Here is a 19,930-nt window from a genome sequence, read left to right on the forward strand (position 1 = left end):
TCTCCTCGCGCCCCGCAGCCCAGCGATGCGCAAGACAATCGGTGGTCGTTGCATGAGCTACGCCTTCATCTCTTGCCTGCTGGTGCTTGTCACCGTGCTTCTGACCCTGCCCGCCCGAGGCCGCGGTCTTCACCGCCTCGCCTCACGACCTCCCTCTCGCCCGCGCCTACCTCATCGCCTACTACTCGTCCCACTCACCGTTCTCATCGCCCTGGTGCTCGGGCTGCAGTTCTTGGTCTCCGCCTTCGCCTGCGCCGTTGTCCTCTCCCTGGTATTAGTCCAGCGAGCCCAACACCGCCGACGCACAGCCGCCGCAACCCGCCGCGCCCAGATCATCGAGGCCCTAGACGTCCTCGCCGCCGACCTGACAGCCGGCCGCCCACCCGTCGACGCCCTGGAAGGTGCCGCAGCCAGCTGCCCCGACTTCCAAGTCGCCTACGCCGCCGCAAAACTCGGCGGTGACGTCCCCGGCGCTCTCGAGATAGCCGCAGAATCTCCCGGCGCAGGCGGCCTCCGCGCCCTATCAGCAGCCTGGCGCGTAGCCGAGGAATCCGGAGCCGCGTTCGCCGCCCTCACCGAACGCCTCGCAGAGTCACTCCGCGCCGACGAAGCCATCCACCGCCAGACCGCAGCCAGCCTCGCCGGCGCACACTCGACCGCCCGCATCCTCGCGTTGCTGCCGGTCTTCGGCATCGCCCTCGGCTACTCACTAGGCGCCAAACCGTTGACCTTCCTCACCGCAACTCCAATCGGCTGGCTCTGCCTAGCCGCCGGCCTAGCCCTCACCACGCTCGGCCTCCACTGGACCACCCGACTAGCGGAGGCCCACCCATGACCGCCGCGTTGGCCGCGTTCGCTGCAGCCATCACGTCGTACCTCGTCATACCCGCCCACCCAGATCTCCGTCGCCTATCACCCCAGCCGCGCCGTACACGTGCCCGCCCGCCACGCCTGCACCGATTGGCGGCCGGGTCAGCCGCAGCCGGCCTGCTGCTGGCCTTCGGTCTCCCGTGGGGCGTCCCGCTCGCCGGGGCTGCTCTCTACGCGGTCCCCAAGGCATTAGCCCGCCTAGAACCAGCCGCCGCCAAACAACGCGCGGCCCGCATCGCCCGCGACCTCCCCGTGGCGGTCGATCTGCTCGCCGCCTGCCTCCGCGCCGGACGCCCACCACAACAAGCCCTCGCCACAGTCGCCACAGCCATCCGCGGCCCACTCGCCGAACTGTTCACCGAGGTCGCGCACCACCTCGCGCTGGGAACAGATCCCATGGACGCCTGGTCGCGCCTGCGTTCCGAGCCAGCCTGTGCCCCCTTCGCCAGAGCCATCGACCGCTCGCTCCGCTCAGGCGCACCGCTCTCGAAGACCCTCGAACACCTGGCCGACGACACCCGCCAAGCCCACCACCACGCCGCCGACCAACAGGCGCGCGCAATCGAGTCCCGTACGGCCCTGCCGCTAGGCCTCTGCTTCCTGCCCGCCTTCGTTCTCCTGTCCATCGTCCCCACCATCGCCGACGCCCTGATTCCCTACCTGTCTCGCTAAAAGAGCTATAGGCAACTAAATCTCATGCATCGCGGAGAAGTTGTCCCCAGGTTCGAAACTCCTTCAAAAAAAGGGCGTCGACGACGGCACCTTGTCAGTGAGTGGTCCGGACGAGCCGGACCGCAGATCGGGAGGTATCAGATGTCCAAGGCGCTGGTGGCGGTCCGTCACCGTCTTCGCAACCGTTCCGAGCGCGGAGCCGCCACCGCGGAGTACGCGGTGAGTGTCGTCGCGGTCTGCGGCCTCGGCGGCATCCTCGTCGCCCTGCTGAAGTCCGACGCAATGGTGAACGCACTCAAAGCACTCATCAACTACGCCCTCCAGCTCGCCGGCGTAGAGGGCGTCCAGCTCTAACCACCAGGGTCGGTCGCGGGAGCCCCTCACCCGCGACCGACCCACCCACCCGCAGGAGCCCCAATGCCACCCACAGCAATCCACCGCACCCACGTCAGCAACCAACACACCACCGCAAGCAGTCAACGTGGTGCTGCGTGCAGCCGAAGCGCCACCGCGAGAGGCCGCTGTGGCCGCATGAATGCTCAGCGCGGTGCGGTTACCGCCGAGGTGGCCATCGCCCTCCCAGTCCTGCTCACCCTGCTCTTCCTGGGCATCTGGCTGATCGGCGTCGTCACAGCCAACATCCGCTGCATCGACGCCGCCCGCGACGTAGCCCGCGCAGTAGCTCGCGGCGAATCCCCCGAAACAGCGCAAGAAATAGGCCGCCGCACAGCTCCCGCCGGCGCCACCGTCACCATCAGCCGCACCGACTCCGACATCCACGTGACAGTCACTGCCAGTCCCCACCGCAACGCGCCCCTCCTGGAGGCCCTCCCAGCCACCCCGATCACCGCTGAAGCCACCGTCCAATCCGAACCGACCACCGAGGAGACAACGCCATGAGCCACCCACCGTCCCGACGACCGCGAACCGACCGCGGCAGCGGCACCCTCCTGACCCTCTTCATGGGCCTACTCCTCGCAACCGCCGTGGCCATGGCAACCCTCTGGTCAGCCATCTCCATAGCCCGCCACAAACTCGCAGCCGCCGCCGACCTGACAGCCCTGAGCGCCGCGCAAGCCCTCGCATCCGGCACCCCAGATCCCTGCAACACAGCCCACCGCATAGCCGCCACCCACAACGTCGACCTGGCCGACTGCCAACTCGCGCCCGACTCCGTATCCATCCGGGTCACCACCCAGCTGGAGCTGGCCGCGATCGCCCACCCAACCCTGTCCGCCTCCGCCCGCGCAGGCCCTATCTAGTCGCCGCGGGAAGCAGGTGGTTCTGATGCGGTCGCGATCTGGTCGCAATCTGGTAGAGATGCCGCGTTGATCTGGACGAGGCGCGGGAGCGGACTCCATGATCTGGAACCGAAGACCTGCCCATCCTCCCGGACGCACTTCCCCGGCGCCCGGACGGTCACCCCGGAGGCCCGTTTGCCCGACCGCATCCGGCTGTTGCTGGTCGACGACCAGATCCTCAGTCGAGGCGTCCTCAGAAGCGGTCTGGAACGCGAACGCGACCTGGAGATCGTTGCCGAACTCAACCGTTCGGACGATGTCGTGGCCGCCGCCAAACGTCTCCGTGCGAACGTCGCCCTGCTCGACGCCGCCGGACCGGGGAACGACAGCATCAAGGTCACCACCAGGCTGCGGACCTCGATCCCGGAGTGCCGCGTCGTCATGCTCACGACGTACGGGCGCCCGATCCACCTCCGCCGCGGTATCGAGGCCGGCGCCAAAGGGTTCGCCCTGAAAGGCAGCCCCGCTCCGCAGCTGGCCGACGCCGTACGACGGGTGCACCTCGGCCTCCGCGTGGTCGACGCCAACCTGGCCGCGGACAACCTCAAGTACTCCGAGACGCCCCTCAACGACGACGAGACCGACACCCTGCGCGCCGCCCGCGACGGCGGCTCGATCGCCCTGATGGCGCGCAAGCTCGACGTCTCCGAACGCGTCATCCGCACCCGCCTCTGGTCCGCCATCGGCAAAACCGGCGCCCGCACCCGCTCCGACGCCATCCAAATAGCCGAACACAACGGCTGGCTCCTCGACTAACCTCCCGCCGCCCGAGCATGCAGGCACCTCTGGCCGAGCAGGGCAGCCCTTGGCGGTGCATGCAGGCCCCTCGACGGCCGGCGTCACCTCAGGGGAGGTACGTCGGTCTCACGCAAGGAGCGGAGGTGTTGCCTGATCCGCTCGGCACCCCGATGCGCTGGTCCGGATGTGCGTCCCATTGCCGGAGCAGCGCGATCAGTTGAGCGCCACGGCCTGGCCGCCAGAGGTCGGGTACCTCGCCAAGGACTTCGAGGACGCGCTGGGCGGAGGCGTACGGGATGTGAGTCTTGTCCATCTGGTCGATCGCCCACCAGATGTGGTGCCAGTAGCCGCGCCATGGAAGTTGCTCGAACGGGTCGTCCACGATGACTGTCGGATGTCCGAGTTCGGCAAGCACTGCGTCGAGCATCTGCCCGGCCTCGGTTGCCTGGCGGCGGGTCAGCCCGGCCAGTTCGCGCAGCAGCGGTGAGTCGTAGCCGGCCGCCAGCCAGTGGGCCGCGAGCATCGGTAGCTCCGCGTCTGGCACGACCTGACCGTGGCTGGCCTGCTCAGGGATGATGTCGAAGGCGGTCACGGGGGAGTTGGTCCAGGAGCCAGCGGGGGCCGGCGGGGGTGGCGCCTAGGGGTTCTATGCGTTGGCGTAGGCCTCGGTCGGCGGTGACGACGGTGATGGTCGGGTTGTCGTCGCGGGCGGCTGTTTCGGCGGTGACCGCGGTGATGGTGTCGTCGCCGGAGCCGTCGGCGAGGACTACGCGGAGGGTGCCTACGTCTGGGGCGTCGGGGTCGGAGACCGCTGCGCGTGCGGCGCCTTCGAGGATGACGACCACGTCCGTCGTCTCCTGCAAGCGTTCCTGAAGCGATGCCAGCTTCAGCAGCAACTTCCGCGCGGCGCCGGCCCGGTCACGCCACCACCCGTCCGGCCGCGACCCAACCACGTTCGCAGCATCCACCACAATCACCTGCGCACGCCCGCTCGTCATACCCCCAGTCTGCCCCGCACCCCGTACCCCGCGCCTCGCACCCGGCGCCTCGCACCCGGCGCCCAACAGCCGGCACCGGCACCTGGCACGCGCACCCGGCGTCCAGCAGTCGGCACCGGCACCCGGCGCCCAGCAGCCGGCATCCGCACCCGGCACCCCGCGCCTCGCACCCGACCCCCCGCACCCGGCGTCGAGCAGTCGGCACCCCGCGCCCGGCGTCGAGCAGTCGGCACGCGCGCCCGGCGCCCAGCAGCCGGCATCCGCACCCGGCACCCCGCAGCCGGCACCTGGCGGCAACAGCCCAACGCCGCGTCGAAGGTTAGGCGCAGAGGGAGATGATGCGGCCGTTGTGGGCTATCAGGTAGTGGGGGCCGGGGGTGGCGGGTAGGGCTTCGTGTTCGGAGCGGATGGGGCGGCGGGTGCCGTCGGGGGAGATGAGGACGGTGTTGGGGGCGTCCAGGGCGATGAACTCGTCGCCGGTGCGCAGGAGGATGGGAGCGGTGTAGGAGGCGGAGATGGCGGTGCGGCCGGCGGAGAGGGCTTCCAGGACGGCTCGGGGGAGTTCGTCGGGGCCTTCGGCTGCGGCGTCGACGGCGATCCAGGTGGTGGGGGTGCCGGGTGGGGTGATCGAGGTCGGGTTGTGCCAGTCGCTGCCGCCGATCGGCGTCGTTCCACTCATCCCCCAGGCCTGCCACCACGCGATGGGTCCGCCCCAGGTGTGGTCCAGCCAACTCGAGTGCCAGACCTCAGCGAGTGGTGGGTGCTGAGGCAGCGGTTGACGCCACGAGCAGTCGCCGCCGAGTGGGTGGTTGATCGACAGCAGTCCGCCGCGGTTGGCGACCTCCGAGACCCACGTGGCGGCCGGGCGGCGGAAGTCGATCACTCCGATGTCGCCGAAGGCGTTCGCGTGCCCGGACTCGGTCGTCACCTCTTGGCCGGGGATCAGCCCGATGCCGAACTGCTTGCTGAGCCCAGGCAGTTCGAGGTGATGAGCAACCGTGTTGTGGTCGGTGACCGCCAGCACGTCCAGCCCGGCCGCGACACCGAGTGCCGCGAGGTTGGCGATCGGCGTGGACCCGTCGGAGTGCAGCGAATGCGCATGGAAGTCACCAGCCACCCACTTCAACCCAGGAGCCGCGGGCAGCGTACGACGCGGAGGACGAGGCGGTACGGCGATAGCAGCCGTGGCGTCGACGTACTCCGCCAGACCGGGCACAACCCCCACCGGACCAGTCACTGCCTCGACGATGAGCTCAGCGCCCTCGACGGGCAACCGGTGCAGCCCGATGACGACCGACCAGGTGCCCGGCTCAAGATCACCGGCCAGGTACCCGGGTGTCGCCGCAGTCGGAGTGATCGCGAACGTACGGCGCGCGCCGCCGGACCACCCGCGCCACCCTGCCGCCCCCTCGCAGCCGATGTCGATCACGACACCCTCGACTGACGGAACGGTCAGTGTGACGAGCAGTCCCGGGCAGTCGGCCGGGATGTCGACCGGCAGCGAGTGCCAGACCGACTCGGCCCGGTCGTCGAGCGTCCACCGACGGCGGTACGACGTAACGGCCATCAGCCGACCGTGGCCGGTTGACGGGCGAGGAGGTCGCCGGACTCCTTGTCGTACAAGAGAACCCGCGACGCCGGTGCCGTGAGCACGACCGGAGCACCAGGCGCCGGCTCGTCCTCCTCTGGCACGGTCACGCCGATCAGCGTTCCATCACAGTCCACACTGACCAGGGACTGCGTCCCGAGGTTCTCCGCCACCACAACCTGGCCGCGAAGGGACGGCCCGGTGACGTCGCCGGTAGCGAGCGTCAGGTACTCGGGTCGTATGCCGACGGTGACCTCGGCGCCGCTGGGCACCGAGAAGGTGGTCGCAGGCAACGATCCGCCCGCCACCGAGATCATGCCGATGGCACCGGAGTCCTGCCCCGAACCGTTCGGGTTGGAGACAGTGCCGGTGAGGAGGTTCATCGGGGTGGAACCGATGAAGTTGGCGACGAAGGTGTTGGCAGGCCGTGCGAAGACCTCGCGAGGGCTGCCGAGTTGGCGCAGCTTGCCGGCCTCCATCACCGCGATCCGGTCCGCCAGGGCGAGTGCCTCGGCCTGGTCGTGGGTGACGAAGACCGTGGTGATACCGAGGTCGCGCTGCAGCTTCTTGAGGAACGTCCGCGCCTCCAGACGCAACCGCGCATCCAGGTTGGAGAGCGGCTCGTCGAGCAGCAACACCTTGCCCTCGGACGCGATCGCACGGGCGAGTGCGACCCGCTGCTGCTGTCCACCGGACAGTTGGCCGGGCTTGCGCTCCAGCAGTCCCTGCAGCGACAGTTCGGCAGCGGTCCGCTCCGCTGTCGCCGTACGGGTGGCCATGGCGACCCGTCGTACCTTCAAGGGGTAGGTGATGTTCTCGGACACGTTCATATGCGGGAACAGGGCGTAGTCCTGGAAGACCATCGCCACGCCGCGCTTGCCCGGCTCGGTGCGGGTCACGTCCGCGGCGTCGATCCGGACGGTTCCCTCGGTCGCCTGTTCCAGGCCCGCGATCGTCCGCAGCAGGGTGGTCTTGCCGCATCCGGACGGACCGAGCAGCGCGAAGAACTCACCGTCCTCCACGTGCAGATCCAGACCGTCGACGGCGCGGACGCCGTTCGGGTAGACGGTCGCGAGGCCTTCGATGTCGATGCCGGCCATCAGCTCTTGATCCCTCCATGGAAGCGGAACCCGTACCGCGAGTTCACCAGCAGGTACAACACGACGACCGGGATCGAGAACAGCAGCGAGAACACCGGCAGCACCTGCAGGTTCACGCTGCCACCCTCGTCGGTGAGGGTCTGCATCAGCACCGCACCGGGCTGCAGCTCGATCGACCGGATGAGCAGGAAGGGCACCAGGAAGTTGCCCCAGGAGTTGACGAACGCCCAGACCATGATGGTGGCCAGTCCGGGCCGTGCCACCGGCAGTACGACGTCGCGCAGGATCTGACCGGTGGACGCGCCGAAGACGCGGGCCGACTCCTCGTACGACTTCGGCACCGCGTCGACGAAGTCCTTCAGGATGAAGATTGCCGCCGGCAACAGCCCGCCGGTCATCACCAGCGCGACCCCGAACCGCGAGTCGATCAGGCCGAGCTGGAACATCATCACGAAGATCGGCACCATCGCCGCGGTCCCGGTGACGACCGATGACAGCAGCAGCAGTCCGTACAGCAACGCGTCCCGGCCGGGGAGCCGCACCCGCGACAACGCGTAGCTGGCCAGCGCGGCGAACGCCGTCACAGCCACTGCGGTCGTCACGCAGATCACGAGCGAGTTCACCATCGAGTGCAGCGCGTACGGGTGCTCGAGCGTCTTGCGGACGTTGTCCAGCGTCCAGTCCGGCCACTGCAGACCGAGACCGGGGGTGGCGTCGAACGGGGCCGACGCGAGCCACAGCATGGGTACGGCGAAGAACAGCGTGATCGCGCAGATCAGGACGTAGAAGCCGATCCGCCGTACGACGAAGGCCGGCGTCATGGGGCCTCCCGGCCTGGACTGAGGAGCGGAGGGAGCCCGGTCATGGGGCCTCCCGGCCTGGACTGAGGAGCGCAGGGAGCGAAGCGACTGGAGTGACGAGGGAAGGCCGGGAGCAACAGCCCCATGACCCGCCGCGCCGGAGGCGTGGCATCCAACACAGCGACTGGAGCGACGAGGGAAGGCCGGGAGTCAAAGCCCCATGACCCCGCCGGCGCCGAAGGCCCGGCCGAAGGCACAGTCCTCACGAGCGCCTCCTCAACAGGCGGAGGTAGATCAGCGAGACCAGCAGGTTCGCGATCAGGAGCAGGAAGGAGATGGCCGACGAGTAGCCGAGCTCACCGCCCTGCAGCGCCACGTTGTAGATGTAGACCGGCACCGTCTCGGACTCGTGGTTCGGACCGCCCTTGGTGAGCAGGAACGGCGAGAAGTCGTTCGCCGTCCACAGCGAGATCAGCAAGGTGTTGGTGAGCACGTGCCCGCGGATGTGCGGGAACACCACGTCCCGCAACGTCTGCCACCCCGACGCCCCGACCATCCGGGCCGACTCCAGTTGCGACGGCGGGACCGCCTGCAGTGCGGAGGAGTAGAGCATCATCGAGAACGCCGTACCGCGCCAGGTGTTGAAGATCACCAGGCAGGCCATCGGGTAGTCGATCAGCCAGGCCGTGCCGCCCGTACCGAGGATGCCGTTGAGGGTGCCGCCGTCGCGGTCGAAGAAGGCGACCCACAGGTACGCGACCACCGTCGAGGGCAGGATCCAGGCCAGCAACACGAACGCCTCGACGGTCCGGCGTACGGCGGGACGCGTACGGCGCATCACCCAGGCCAGGGTGAAGCCGAGGATGTTCTGGCCGATGATCGCGGAGCCGAGGACGAACAGCATCGTCAGCCACAGGGCGTTGTGGAACAGCGCGTCGTTCAGCGCCTTGGTGTAGTTGGCCAGGCCGACGATCGACGGCGACACCGCCTCGACTCCGGTGAGCCGGTAGTTGGTGACGCCGATGTAGATCGTCCAGAGCGCCGGGAAGACCAGGAACGCGCCGATCAGCAGCATGGCCGGCGCGACGAAGCCGAGGGCCCGGCTGACGCCGAGTCCTGCGACGTCGAGCGCCGGACTACGGCTCCCGCCCGGCCCAGAGGGCCCGCCCGGCCCAGGGGTCTGGGCCGGCGCGGGTGGGGACACGGTCGTCATCAGTTGCCGGCGACCTTGTCCTTGCTGCCGGCCGCCGCCTCGACGGCCTTCTGGTAGGCCATCGCGGCGGCATCGGTGGTCTTGCCGCTGACCACGTCCGCGGTCGCCTGCTGCAGTGCGGCCGAGATCTTCGGGTACTCCGCCAGGCCCGGCCGGTATTGAGTGATCGGCAGAACCTTGGTGGCGACGAAGTTCAGCATCGGGTCACTGGCCAGCACCTCGTCGTTGACGTCGGTGCGCTGGGTGATCTTGGCCGCGCCGTCCAGGGACGCCTTCACCATCTCGGCGGAGTTCATGAACTGCATCAGCTCCCACGCCTGCTGCGGAAACTTCGTGTTCGGGTTGATCACGGTCGCACCGCCGCCGGACATCGAGACGAAGTCCTGGCCGTTGACCCCGCCGCCCGGCCTGGCGGCCGGGATCAGCGCGTAGCCGACGGCGGTGTCGCGGTCGGCCATCTTGGCAACGCCCTCCTTCGGCTCGACGACGCTGCGCCAGAAGTAGTCGCCCTCGAGCAGGATGCCGATCTTGTTCGCGGCGAACTGGGCGAACGACTTGTCCCGGCCCTTCGCCTCGCGCTGCAGCACCGGGTCACCGAGACCGGTCGTGTAGATCTGGTGGTAGAAGTCGAGCACCTGGCGCAGCTTCGGGGTGTCGCCCAGCCACTTGCCGTCGGGGTAGACGGTCGTGCCGGTGCCCACCAGGAGCGGCAGCACGCCCTGCATCGTGGTCGCCTCGCCCATCGCCGTACCGGCGTTGATCTGGATCGGGGTGACGCCGGGCAGCTTCTTCAGCGCCTGGCCGGCGGAGATGATCTCGTCCCACGACTTCGGCTGCCAGTCGGCCGGCAGCCCGGCCTGCTGGAACAGCTTCTTGTTGAAGTAGAGCACCCGGCCGTCGGTGCCACCCGGTACGCCGTACCGCTTGCCCTCGAAGCTGCCGAGTTGCTGCACCGACTCCGGGATCTGCTTCCAGCCGTCCCAGTCGTCCACCTTGGCCGCGTCGCCGACGGTGTCGGTGAGCGGCTTGATGTAGCCGGCCTGAGCGAACTCGCCGACCCAGATGCCGTCGATGTTGAACACGTCGGGGCCGGACTTGTTCGACAGGTCCAGTGACAGCTTCTGCTTGAAGACCTCGTCGTCGGAGCCGTCGCCCTGGAACTTGACCGTGACGTCGACGCCCTTGCCCTTCTGCTCCGCGACGAACTTCGGGATCAGCACGTCCTGCGTGAACGTCGCGCCGGCGCTGTTCTTGCCGCCTTTGATCGAGTTCGAGCCGATCGTCAGCTCGACCTTCTTGGCGTCGGCGTTACGGTTCGCGTCCTGGTCGCCGCTGCCGGCGTCGGACGAGCCGAGGCAGCCGGTGAGCAGCGCGAGGGACGCGGCGCCGATGGCGGCAGTGGTGTACAGCCTCAGTGATCGCATCAGGGGTCTCCTTGCGAGGTTCGGTGCAGCGAGTGCCGGTCAAAGATTGGCACTCCTTGGCGAGTATGTGAAGACTTTTACCCAACCCCCGAGAAAACGTTGTCAACCACCACCCGGATGCCGTCGGCAACCGCATCGTGGCTACCGGCAACGGCGTACGGCGTGGGCGGCCGGAAAACCCCGGTACGACGGGATTCCCGGACCGGTGGGTCGGGTACTGCGGGTGATGGGGCGGGTGTGATCAGTTATCGGTGATCCGGGGACGGCGTCAAATCGGGATCAGGCGGGACGCATTGCGAGCGGATTAAAGTGTGCTCAAGGTTCTGTGGCAACCCGTATCGGACTAGATACAGAACGTGACAGCAGGCTGTAACGTCCATGCCGATCGGTTCAGTGGATCGGAGGTGAAAGACATGCTGTTGCACGGACTGGCTTGCCTTCTCGACGACCTGCTCTGGCACTGCCACCATCACTGCTGGTGGTGACGAGCCCGGCCGACTGGTGACGGCCGGGGACGAGACGGGCGGACGGTGACAGCGACGCGAGGCTCCCGCTGACGCGCAAGCAGCGGGGATCCGGAGGTCGAAGCCCGAGCACCGGTTCCGAACCGAAGCGGATCACCAGGAACACAACTGAAGGAGTGTCGATCACGAAGGAGTGAGAAACAGCCGGCCCCGACGATGTCGGGGCCGGCTGTCCTCTGTGTGGCTGAGGATCCTCCTAGTAGCTCAGCGCTGAGCCAGCTGCATCATCTGCTTCGGCAGCACCGACATCTGAGCCGGGATCTCCGCCTTCGGGCGAACCAGCTCGAGCAGACTGGATGCGGCGTTCGCGATCGGCAGTGGCAGGGCCAGGCCCAGGGAAGCCAGTAGCGCGTTCACGAGTGCCAGCACCGCACCCAGGATGTCCAGACCCGGCAGCGGCAGTGCGCTCCAGCCCTGGACCGGTGTGCCGGCCGCGGACATGCTGCCGGTCGGCTGTGCCTGCTTGGCCTTCCCCTTGCCCAGCAGGGACGTCAGGGCGAGACCGCTGGCGTCGTTCACGAACGTGCCCGCGCTCTCGTCGTAGCTCCACTTCTGCCCGTCGCCGGTCCGGCAGGGCAGCACCAGCAACGGCGCGTTGGCCGGAACCTTGGCCAGGTCGGCACCGCTGTCCAGGCAGGCGCCGGTCTGGGCAAGGGCGCCACCGACGCTCTTGCTCATCGCCACCTGCAGCTGGCCGGACTCGGTGTAGATCCACTCCTGGGTCTTGCCCTCCTTGCCCGGCGCGCAGGCCATCATGACCGCCATCGGGACCTTGGCGGCCGCGACGAAGGTGAGGCAGTACCGCGTGTCGGAGCGGGTGGCGATCTGCTTCGCCACGCCGACCTCGACGCCCGGAGGTGCCGACCGCGCCGGTTCCAGGTTCGCAGCCTGCGCCGGGACGGCGGTGGCCAGAGCGACGCTGACGGCCAGAACCGTCACGCCGGTACGGCTCAACAACTTACGGATGATCAAGACAACCTCCAGAGGTCGTGCCATCTCGCGGCGTCAGGTCGTCGGGACCCCGATCGCGTGAGCCGGATCCGGCCCGGGAACCGCGAGGACACCCCTTGCGCGAAGGGTGAGCTGCGGGTCGGTCCCCCGTGAGGAGGCGGTGTGGCCCGGACGGCCGATAGTGACTCAACGCGACGTTGACGCCACAACCAGTAAGGCACAGGAGGCTGGCGCGTGGTTATGGCCAGACGGCGGAACTTGATGCCAATGGCAACTAACTGCCAGCGCAAAGTCGTTGCGCAGGGCATCGAAATCACGCTGCAGGATCGTCGTGCCGTCGCCGAGCGGAGGCTGTGGTGCGATCGAGATGTTACGGCAATCTGTGGATACGCGGGACCATCCGTGCGCTAGTTGATGCCCTGGGCAACAGAGTGTTCAGTGGGGCTGTTTGGTGTCGGTGGGGTCGGCGGCGGGGTGCCGTTCGAGCGCCGGGCGGTCGTCCGCGGGCAGCTCCTCGGTGTCGGCGGCCTTGCTATCGGCGGCCTTCGTGTCGACTTCACTCTCGGTAGCCGGCGTGGTGTCGGTCGTCGCAGCCTGTGCGCGCAGTTCGCGCATCTCCTTGCGCCGCCGGTAGCCGCGGCCGAGGCCTTTCTTCGTCAGCCAGAGTCCGAACATCAGTGCGGCTCCGGCCAGTGCGCCGAGGATGAACACGGTCGGCACCGACACACCGAAGTCGACGCCGAAGACCTCCATCGTGGTGGATGCGGACGACGACACCGAGACTCCCAGGCCGAACAGGACGGCGAGGACGATCAGGACGATTCCGAGGACGGCCATGGCGAGCTGCCTCTCCGCCAGCCGAGGGCTGGCTGTTCAGGCCTCACTGCTGAGTAGTGCGGTGAGCAGCGCGACCGCGCCGCCCTTGTCGAGTGGGTTGTTCTGGTTCCCACACTTCGGCGACTGTACGCAGGACGGGCATCCATCCATGCACTCACAGTGTGCAATCGCCTCACGTGTCGCGGTCAACCACTCGCGCGCCGCGGCGTAGCCGTGTTCCGCGAAACCGGCCCCGCCCGGGTGGCCGTCGTACACGAAGACCGTCAGGCAGCCGGTGTCGGCGTGCCGGGCGGTGGAGACGCCGCCGATGTCCCACCGGTCGCAGGTGGCGAACAGCGGCAGCAGGCCGATCGACGCATGCTCGGCCGCGTGCGCGGCACCTGGTACGTCGGACAGCCCGAGCGCGGCCACGGCGGTGTCGGGCATGGTCCACCAGACCGCCTTGGTCCGCAGGGTCCGCTCGGGCAGGTCGAGCGGCTGCTCATCCAGTACGTCGCCGGTCGCGATCAGCTTGCGCTGGAACGAGATCACCTGGCTCGTCACCTGGACCCAGCCGCGGGACAACTCCGACGTACCCCAGGAGCAGGTCTCCTCGGTTGCCAGGATGCTGATCTCGGTCACGTCCCGGGCGAAGGTGGTGTAGTCGGGAGCGGCCGGCTCCACGACTGCGGCGTACTCCTCGAGGTCGAGGGTCTTGACCAGGTAGGACTCGCCGGCGTGCACGTAGACGGCACCCTCGTGGACCGAGGAGTGTGCCGAGCCGCCATCGACTGTGCCGAGCAGCCGGCCGGTCTGGTCCTCCACGATCTGCACTGTTTTGCCACCGGCCGAGCGGATGTCGATGGCGTCCACAGCGCGCTCCCGCCGCGTCCAGAACCAGCCGTGCGGCCTTTCCCGCAGCAGGCCCTGCCGCACGAGCTGCGCGATGACGGTCGGCGTCGTACTGCCGAAGATCTCGTAGTCCGCAGCAGTCAGTGGGAGCTCCTGAGCCGCGGCGCAGAGCTGAGGGCCCAGGACGTACGGGTTCTCCGGGTTGAACACGGTCGCCTCGACGGGACGTCCGAAGATCGCAGCCGGGTGGCGGACCAGGTAGGTGTCCAGCGGGTCGTCGCGTGCGACCAGCAAGGCCAGTGCGTCCCCGCCGGCGCGGCCGGCGCGCCCGGCCTGCTGCCACAGTGACGCGCGAGTGCCCGGCCAGCCAGACAGCAGTACGGCGTCCAGGCCGGCAATGTCGATGCCGAGCTCCAGTGCGTTCGTCGCGGCGACTCCGGTCAGCTCACCGCTCTGCAACATGCCCTCGAGCCGCCGGCGCTCCTCCGGCAGATAGCCCGCCCGGTACGCCGACACCTGGTCGGTCAACCCAGGGTCCACCTCAGCGAGGTTCTCCCGGGCCGTCATGGCGACTGTCTCGGCTCCACGCCTCGACCGGACGAACGCCACCGTCCTGACCCCGGCCACCACCAAGTCGGTCAGCAGGTCGGCCACCTCGGCTGGGGCAGAGCGTCGTACCGGAGCTCCGTTCTCACCGCGTAGTGACGTCATCGGCGGCTCCCACAGGCCGAACGAGATGCCGCCACGCGGTGAGCCGTCGTCGATCACCTCCACCATCGGCAGGCCCGTCAGCCGTTCACCCGACACGGCCGGCTCGGCCACGGTCGCGGATGCGCAGATGAAGATCGGATGGGCGCCGTACTGCGCACAGACCCGACGCAGCCGCCGCAGTACGCCGGCCACGTGGGCTCCGAACACGCCGCGATAGTGGTGACACTCGTCGACCACGACGTACTGCAGGCAGCCCAGGAAGCGCGCCCAGCGTTGGTGGTTCGGCAGGACAGAGCGGTGCAGCATGTCCGGGTTGCTGAGCACGTACGTCGCGTGGTCGCGAGCCCAGTCGCGTTCGGTCCGTTCCGAGTCGCCGTCCAGCGTCGTCGCTCGCAGACCTGGCACCGTGTACGACGAGACGGCCCGGAGCTGGTCGTGCGCCAGGGCCTTCGTGGGGGACAAGTACAGAACAGATGCGGTCCGGCGATGAGGTGAGGCGGCCTGCGCGATGCTCAGCGTGGCGAAGGCGGGCAGCAGGTAGCCGAGCGACTTGCCCGAGGCCGTCCCGGTCGCGACCACCACATGCTTCCCGGCGTACGCCGCCTCCGCCGTGGCGACCTGGTGAGTCCACGGCGCGGTGATACCGGCGTCCGCGAGCTGACCGAGCACTTCGGCCGGCGCCCAGCGCGGCCAGGCACAGGTCTGCCCGGCCCGGGCCGGCACGGACTCGACATGGGTGAGCCGGTCGTCACGACCCACGGCAAGGCGCTTCAGCACGGCCGCCGCCTCACCACCTGCACGCATGACACTGAGCCTAGTGCCGGTCTCGGACAGTGCCCGAATTCGTGCACGCGGCAACCGCAGGTGCGGATGCACCCGGCTTTTTCGGGGCGGAGATCGACTTCGGTGTAACGAGATGAAAGAGTTTTCGGCAACGGCCCTACTCACGGTCCGTACATGGTTGAATGCAGCAGTTCACGGGATCGGAGGCCGAAGTGGATCTGTCGCTCAACGCGCGCGCCGAGGGCGGGCGTACCGTCATCGAGGTGGCGGGGGAGATCGACGTCTACACCGCACCGAAGCTCCGCGAGAAGATCGCCGCGCTCGTCGACGAAGGTGTCCATCACCTGGTGATCGACCTGGAACGCGTGGAGTTCCTGGACTCCACCGGTCTCGGCGTTCTCGTCGGCGGACTGAAACGGGTGCGCACCCACGACGGATCACTGTCCCTGGTCTGTACCCAGGAACGGCTGCTGAAGATCTTCCGGATCACCGGTCTGACCAAGGTCTTCGACATCCATCCGGATGTCGCGTCGGCGATCTGAAGCAAGCGAAAAGGTATCCCCGGTACTACGAAGAGTGAGGCTGGTGCCTGAATCTCTGGGTATGGCGTAGACCACCCTGTCGTCAGGTCTGGTCGGATACCCGTTAGAGTGACCCACCGCGCCACACATGGGCGCTGTGTCGTATTTCCCCAACCCTTCGGTTGCGGCAGACGGGGGCCGTCAAGTCCCTGAGGGGTTGCCTACAAGGAGGACGGATGTCCGCGCTGCTCGCACAAGCGGTGGATCTTTCGTCGAGCAACACCACCGTGGTTGTCGTCGTCGGAGTGATCGCGATCCTCGCGATCGCCATTGCGATGGTCTTCCGCGGCCAGGTGCTTGCCGCGAACGATGGTACCGAGAACATGAAGACGATCGCTTCGGCGGTGCAGGAAGGCGCTTCGGCCTATCTGAACCGGCAGTTCCGGACGCTGTCGATCTTCGCCGTGGTCGCATTCCTGTTGCTGTTCCTGCTGCCGGTGCACAGTGACGGCGGCAACGAGACCACGCTGAAGATCTTCCGATCGGTCTTCTTCCTGGTCGGTGCGGGCTTCTCCGCCCTGATCGGCTACATGGGAATGTGGCTCGCGACGCGCGCCAACGTGCGGGTCGCCGCGGCCGCACGGGACGAGGGCCGTGACCCGGCCATGCGGGTCGCGTTCCGCACCGGTGGCACCGTCGGTATGGCGACCGTGGGTCTCGGCCTGCTCGGCGCCTCGGTCGTCGTCCTGCTGTTCAAGGGTGACGCCCCGACCGTGCTCGAGGGCTTCGGTTTCGGTGCCGCCCTGCTCGCCATGTTCATGCGTGTCGGCGGCGGTATCTTCACCAAGGCCGCCGATGTCGGCGCCGACCTGGTCGGCAAGGTCGAGCAGAACATCCCCGAGGACGACCCGCGCAACGCCGCCACCATCGCCGACAACGTCGGCGACAACGTGGGTGACTGCGCCGGTATGGCGGCCGACCTGTTCGAGTCGTACGCCGTGATGCTGGTGGCATCGCTGATCCTGGGCAAGGCCGCCTTCGGCGAGCAGGGCCTGATCTTCCCGCTGATCGTGCCGGCCATCGGTGCCATCACCGCGGTCATCGGCGTCTTCCTGACCCGCCCGCGGACCGGCGAGAACGGGCTGCGCACGATCAACCGGGCGTTCTACATCTCCGCCGTGATCTCCGCGATCCTGTGCACGGTGGCCGCGTTCGTCTACCTGCCGGGCAACTTCAGGGACCTGACCGGCGCCACCGAGGCGATCGCCGCCCACGACGGCGACCCGCGACTGATCGCCACCGTGTCGGTGATCATCGGCATCGTGCTGGCCGCGGTCATCCTGGCCCTGACCGGTTACTACACCGGCACCGAGGACAAGCCGGTCCAGGACGTCGGCAAGACCTCGCTGACCGGTGCCGCGACCGTCATCCTGTCCGGTATCGCGGTTGGCTTCGAGTCCGCCGTCTACACCGCGCTGGTGATCGCCGCCGCCGTGTACGGCGCCTTCCTGGTCGGCGGCTCCGGCGTCGTCGCACTGTTCGCGATCGCGCTGGCCGGTTGTGGTCTGCTGACCACCGTCGGTGTCATCGTCGCGATGGACACCTTCGGCCCGGTCTCCGACAACGCGCAGGGCATCGCCGAGATGTCCGGTGACGTGGACGGCGAGGCGGCCCAGATCCTGACCGAGCTGGACGCCGTCGGCAACACCACCAAGGCGATCACCAAGGGCATCGCGATCGCGACCGCCGTGCTGGCCGCGACCGCGCTGTTCGGTTCCTACACCGACTCGATCTACGCGGTGCTGGACGAGGCGGGTGACCGGGCGTTCAACGCGGACGCGCTGGTCTTCGACCCGTCCACCCTGGTCGGCCTGATCATCGGTGCCGCGGTGGTGTTCATGTTCTCCGGCCTGGCCATCAACGCCGTCGGCCGCGCCGCCGGCGCGGTGGTCTACGAGGTACGTCGCCAGTTCCGCGACATCCCCGGGATCATGGAGGGCACCGGCAAGCCGGAGTACGGCAAGGTCGTGGACATCTGCACCCGCGACTCGCTGCGTGAGCTGGCCACCCCAGGTCTGCTCGCGCTGACCGCGCCGATCGCCGTCGGCTTCGGTCTCGGCGCCTCGGCGCTGGCCGGCTACCTGGCCGGTGCGATCGCGTCCGGCACGCTGATGGCGGTCTTCCTGGCCAACTCCGGTGGTGCCTGGGACAACGCCAAGAAGCTGGTCGAGGACGGTAACCACGGCGGAAAGGGTTCGCCCGCGCACGAGGCCACCGTCATCGGTGACACCGTCGGCGACCCGTTCAAGGACACCGCCGGTCCGGCCATCAACCCGCTGATCAAGGTGATGAACCTGGTCTCGGTGCTGATCGCCCCGGCCGTCGTCGGGATGTCGGCGATCGGCGAGGACACCAACACCCCGCTGCGGATCGGTATCGCCCTCGCGGCGGTCGTGATCCTGGCCGCGGCCGTGATCATCTCGAAGCGCCGGGAGTCGGTCATCTCCGACACTCCGGCTGAGGTGAACGCCGCCGCCTGATCCAGGCAAGCAGCAGAAACGGCCCGCCGGTCAACCGGCGGGCCGTTTCGCATGCCCGGATACTTCTCTAGTGTCGTCGGTACGACGAATGACGGCAGCTGACGTCTGAGCGCGGGGAGGTAAGGATGCCTCGACGGCCTGACAATGTGTCGGCTCCTCCCCGGCGGGTGGCGATGGCCCGTTGGTCGGCGTTCGTGCTTCTGGTCGTGGCGGGAGTGCTGGGTGCGGCCCAGCCGGCGAACGCGACGCCGAAGCAACAAGACGTCACCTACCTCAACGCTGCCCACCAGATCAATCTGACGATCATCCAGGCCGCCCAGGCCGCCAAAACCCAGGGCCGGAGCTCGTGTGTACGGCAGGTCGGCGCCCTGATGGAACGTGACCATCGCCGGCTGGCCGCGCAGGAGCTCGAGGCCGCTGGTCAGCTCGGCGTCGGGCTGGTCGCCATACCGTCGCTGGCCCAGCGTCAGAAGCTCGACGCCGTCGCGGCCAAGGCCGGGACCTCCGGGTACGACGCCGCCTGGCTGGCGTTGCAGCAGCAGGAGCACCAGCAGCTCCTCGCGCTGATCGGAACCGAGTTGGCGAAAGGCACCGAGCCGACCGTCAAGTCAGTGGCCAAGGGCGCCCAGCCTGTGGTCCAGATGCATCTGCGCATGGTGACCGGTGGCTGTCACGCCGGAAACGGCTCCATCACAGTGCCCACTGGCGACGGTGGCCAGGTCGCCGACGCCGAGCGGATCCGGTCGCGGACAGCGTTGGTGCTGCTCGGCCTCGGAGTGCTTCTCCTCGCCGGCAAGGCAATCGGAATGCGGCGACGCCTCCTCGGCCTTGCCGCGGTGGGAACAGGGCTCGTGATGGTGTTCGGAGGCCCGGCGGGTGATGCCGGTCAGGTACCGAAGGCCGGCCAGTCAGCTGAGGAACGGGAAGCCGCCATTCCGCCGGCCCGGCTGGCGCTGCCCGGCTTCGTGGATGCACCGGTGACGCCGGTCGCGGCCGGCATCACCGGCCAGATGCAGGTGCCGAAGTCGCCGGCCGACGTGGGCTGGTGGGCGGCGGGTGCGGCGCCCGGCTCGGCCGGTGGCACCGTGCTGCTCGTCGGCCACGTGGACTCCGCCCGCCACGGGCGCGGGGTGTTCGCCGCGCTGTCGCAAGTGCCGGTCGGCGCCAAGGTCGCGGTGACAGCCGGGGACGGCGGCGTGCACTGGTACAAAATCGTGGCTCGCCGGACCTACCGGCAGGAAGACCTGCCCGCCGACCTGTTCCGCGGTGCTGCGAAGCCCCGGTTGGCGCTGGTCACCTGCATCGGCTCCTACAACCACTCAGCGCGCCGCTACACGCATAATCTGGTCCTCTACGGCGTCCCGGCGGCTCGCAGCTGATTCGCCGGGGGCTATTTTCGCGTTAAACCACGAATTCGGTGGTGACTTCCAGCTTCAAGCGTTTGTACGGCGGTATTCCGAAGTACCGGGGGTTGTCGACTTTCGGCTGATGCGGACTCCTGCCCGGATAGGGGATCGTCGGGGTCGTG

General features: G+C 68.3%; 19 protein-coding genes. 9 read left to right on the forward strand and 10 right to left on the reverse strand.

What is annotated here, in order from left to right:
* Nucleotides 1-214 precede the first annotated feature (214 nt).
* The 6 genes from ACGFIF_RS33385 (at nt 215) to ACGFIF_RS33410 (ending at nt 3,599) form a co-directional block, all read left to right on the forward strand.
* Nucleotides 215-835, forward strand: coding sequence for a type II secretion system F family protein (locus ACGFIF_RS33385; RefSeq protein WP_393160072.1), 621 nt, complete (start codon nt 215-217; stop codon nt 833-835).
* Nucleotides 832-1,542, forward strand: coding sequence for a type II secretion system F family protein (locus tag ACGFIF_RS33390; RefSeq protein ID WP_393160073.1), 711 nt, complete (start codon nt 832-834; stop codon nt 1,540-1,542). Before ACGFIF_RS33385 ends, ACGFIF_RS33390 begins: the two co-directional genes overlap by 4 nt.
* A gap of 141 nt (nt 1,543-1,683) precedes the next feature.
* Nucleotides 1,684-1,896: a DUF4244 domain-containing protein gene (locus ACGFIF_RS33395; RefSeq protein ID WP_132214487.1), complete on the forward strand. Its 213-nt coding sequence runs from the start codon at nt 1,684-1,686 to the stop codon at nt 1,894-1,896.
* 177 nt (nt 1,897-2,073) lie between these two features.
* Complete coding sequence (locus tag ACGFIF_RS33400; RefSeq protein ID WP_393160074.1) at nt 2,074-2,442, forward strand: TadE family type IV pilus minor pilin; 369 nt, start codon at nt 2,074-2,076, stop codon at nt 2,440-2,442.
* A complete protein-coding gene (locus ACGFIF_RS33405) occupies nt 2,439-2,804 on the forward strand; it encodes an Rv3654c family TadE-like protein (protein WP_393160075.1) in 366 nt (121 codons plus the stop codon). The genes ACGFIF_RS33400 and ACGFIF_RS33405 overlap by 4 nt, the downstream gene beginning before the upstream one ends.
* 174 nt (nt 2,805-2,978) lie before the next feature.
* Complete coding sequence (locus tag ACGFIF_RS33410) at nt 2,979-3,599, forward strand: response regulator (protein ID WP_393160076.1); 621 nt, start codon at nt 2,979-2,981, stop codon at nt 3,597-3,599.
* An 88-nt stretch (nt 3,600-3,687) separates the two neighbouring features.
* Here ACGFIF_RS33410 and ACGFIF_RS33415 read toward each other — a convergent pair whose 3' ends face one another.
* From ACGFIF_RS33415 to ACGFIF_RS33460, 10 genes are all read right to left on the reverse strand, one after another.
* Nucleotides 3,688-4,173: a hypothetical protein gene (locus ACGFIF_RS33415; RefSeq protein WP_393160077.1), complete on the reverse strand. Its 486-nt coding sequence runs from the start codon at nt 4,171-4,173 to the stop codon at nt 3,688-3,690.
* Complete coding sequence (locus ACGFIF_RS33420) at nt 4,148-4,579, reverse strand: hypothetical protein (RefSeq protein WP_393160078.1); 432 nt, start codon at nt 4,577-4,579, stop codon at nt 4,148-4,150. The genes ACGFIF_RS33415 and ACGFIF_RS33420 overlap by 26 nt, the downstream gene beginning before the upstream one ends.
* 319 nt (nt 4,580-4,898) lie before the next feature.
* On the reverse strand, nt 4,899-6,146 hold the full coding sequence (locus ACGFIF_RS33425) for a CehA/McbA family metallohydrolase (RefSeq protein ID WP_393160079.1): 1,248 nt from the start codon (nt 6,144-6,146) through the stop codon (nt 4,899-4,901).
* On the reverse strand, nt 6,146-7,267 hold the full coding sequence (locus tag ACGFIF_RS33430; RefSeq protein WP_393160080.1) for an ABC transporter ATP-binding protein: 1,122 nt from the start codon (nt 7,265-7,267) through the stop codon (nt 6,146-6,148). The genes ACGFIF_RS33425 and ACGFIF_RS33430 overlap by 1 nt, the downstream gene beginning before the upstream one ends.
* Entirely contained in the window at nt 7,267-8,088 is an 822-nt protein-coding gene (locus ACGFIF_RS33435) for a carbohydrate ABC transporter permease (protein WP_393160081.1), read from the reverse strand. The genes ACGFIF_RS33430 and ACGFIF_RS33435 overlap by 1 nt, the downstream gene beginning before the upstream one ends.
* A 241-nt stretch (nt 8,089-8,329) precedes the next feature.
* Nucleotides 8,330-9,280: a carbohydrate ABC transporter permease gene (locus ACGFIF_RS33440; protein ID WP_393160082.1), complete on the reverse strand. Its 951-nt coding sequence runs from the start codon at nt 9,278-9,280 to the stop codon at nt 8,330-8,332.
* Complete coding sequence (locus ACGFIF_RS33445; protein WP_393160083.1) at nt 9,280-10,704, reverse strand: extracellular solute-binding protein; 1,425 nt, start codon at nt 10,702-10,704, stop codon at nt 9,280-9,282. Before ACGFIF_RS33445 ends, ACGFIF_RS33440 begins: the two co-directional genes overlap by 1 nt.
* Before the next feature lie 728 nt (nt 10,705-11,432).
* Nucleotides 11,433-12,200: a hypothetical protein gene (locus ACGFIF_RS33450; RefSeq protein WP_393160084.1), complete on the reverse strand. Its 768-nt coding sequence runs from the start codon at nt 12,198-12,200 to the stop codon at nt 11,433-11,435.
* Nucleotides 12,201-12,614: 414 nt separating this feature from the next.
* Nucleotides 12,615-13,016 (reverse strand): hypothetical protein, encoded by a 402-nt coding sequence (locus tag ACGFIF_RS33455; RefSeq protein ID WP_393160085.1) that lies wholly within the window; start codon nt 13,014-13,016, stop codon nt 12,615-12,617.
* A 36-nt stretch (nt 13,017-13,052) separates the two neighbouring features.
* Nucleotides 13,053-15,362 carry a DEAD/DEAH box helicase gene (locus ACGFIF_RS33460; RefSeq protein ID WP_393160086.1) on the reverse strand — a complete coding sequence of 770 codons (2,310 nt, stop codon included), beginning with the start codon at nt 15,360-15,362 and terminating at the stop codon, nt 13,053-13,055.
* A gap of 191 nt (nt 15,363-15,553) precedes the next feature.
* Here ACGFIF_RS33460 and ACGFIF_RS33465 point away from each other — a divergent pair, with 191 nt between their 5' ends.
* The 3 genes from ACGFIF_RS33465 (at nt 15,554) to ACGFIF_RS33475 (ending at nt 19,781) form a co-directional block, all read left to right on the forward strand.
* Nucleotides 15,554-15,883: an STAS domain-containing protein gene (locus tag ACGFIF_RS33465; RefSeq protein ID WP_132214599.1), complete on the forward strand. Its 330-nt coding sequence runs from the start codon at nt 15,554-15,556 to the stop codon at nt 15,881-15,883.
* Between the two features lie 215 nt (nt 15,884-16,098).
* The gene (locus ACGFIF_RS33470) at nt 16,099-18,402 is read left to right on the forward strand and encodes a sodium-translocating pyrophosphatase (protein WP_393160087.1); all 2,304 of its coding nucleotides are present in this window, start codon (nt 16,099-16,101) and stop codon (nt 18,400-18,402) included.
* 125 nt (nt 18,403-18,527) lie between these two features.
* Nucleotides 18,528-19,781 (forward strand): DUF4142 domain-containing protein, encoded by a 1,254-nt coding sequence (locus ACGFIF_RS33475; RefSeq protein ID WP_393160088.1) that lies wholly within the window; start codon nt 18,528-18,530, stop codon nt 19,779-19,781.
* Nucleotides 19,782-19,930 lie beyond the last annotated feature (149 nt).

Source organism: Kribbella sp. NPDC049174 (assembly GCF_043197365.1).
Taxonomy (GTDB): domain Bacteria; phylum Actinomycetota; class Actinomycetes; order Propionibacteriales; family Kribbellaceae; genus Kribbella.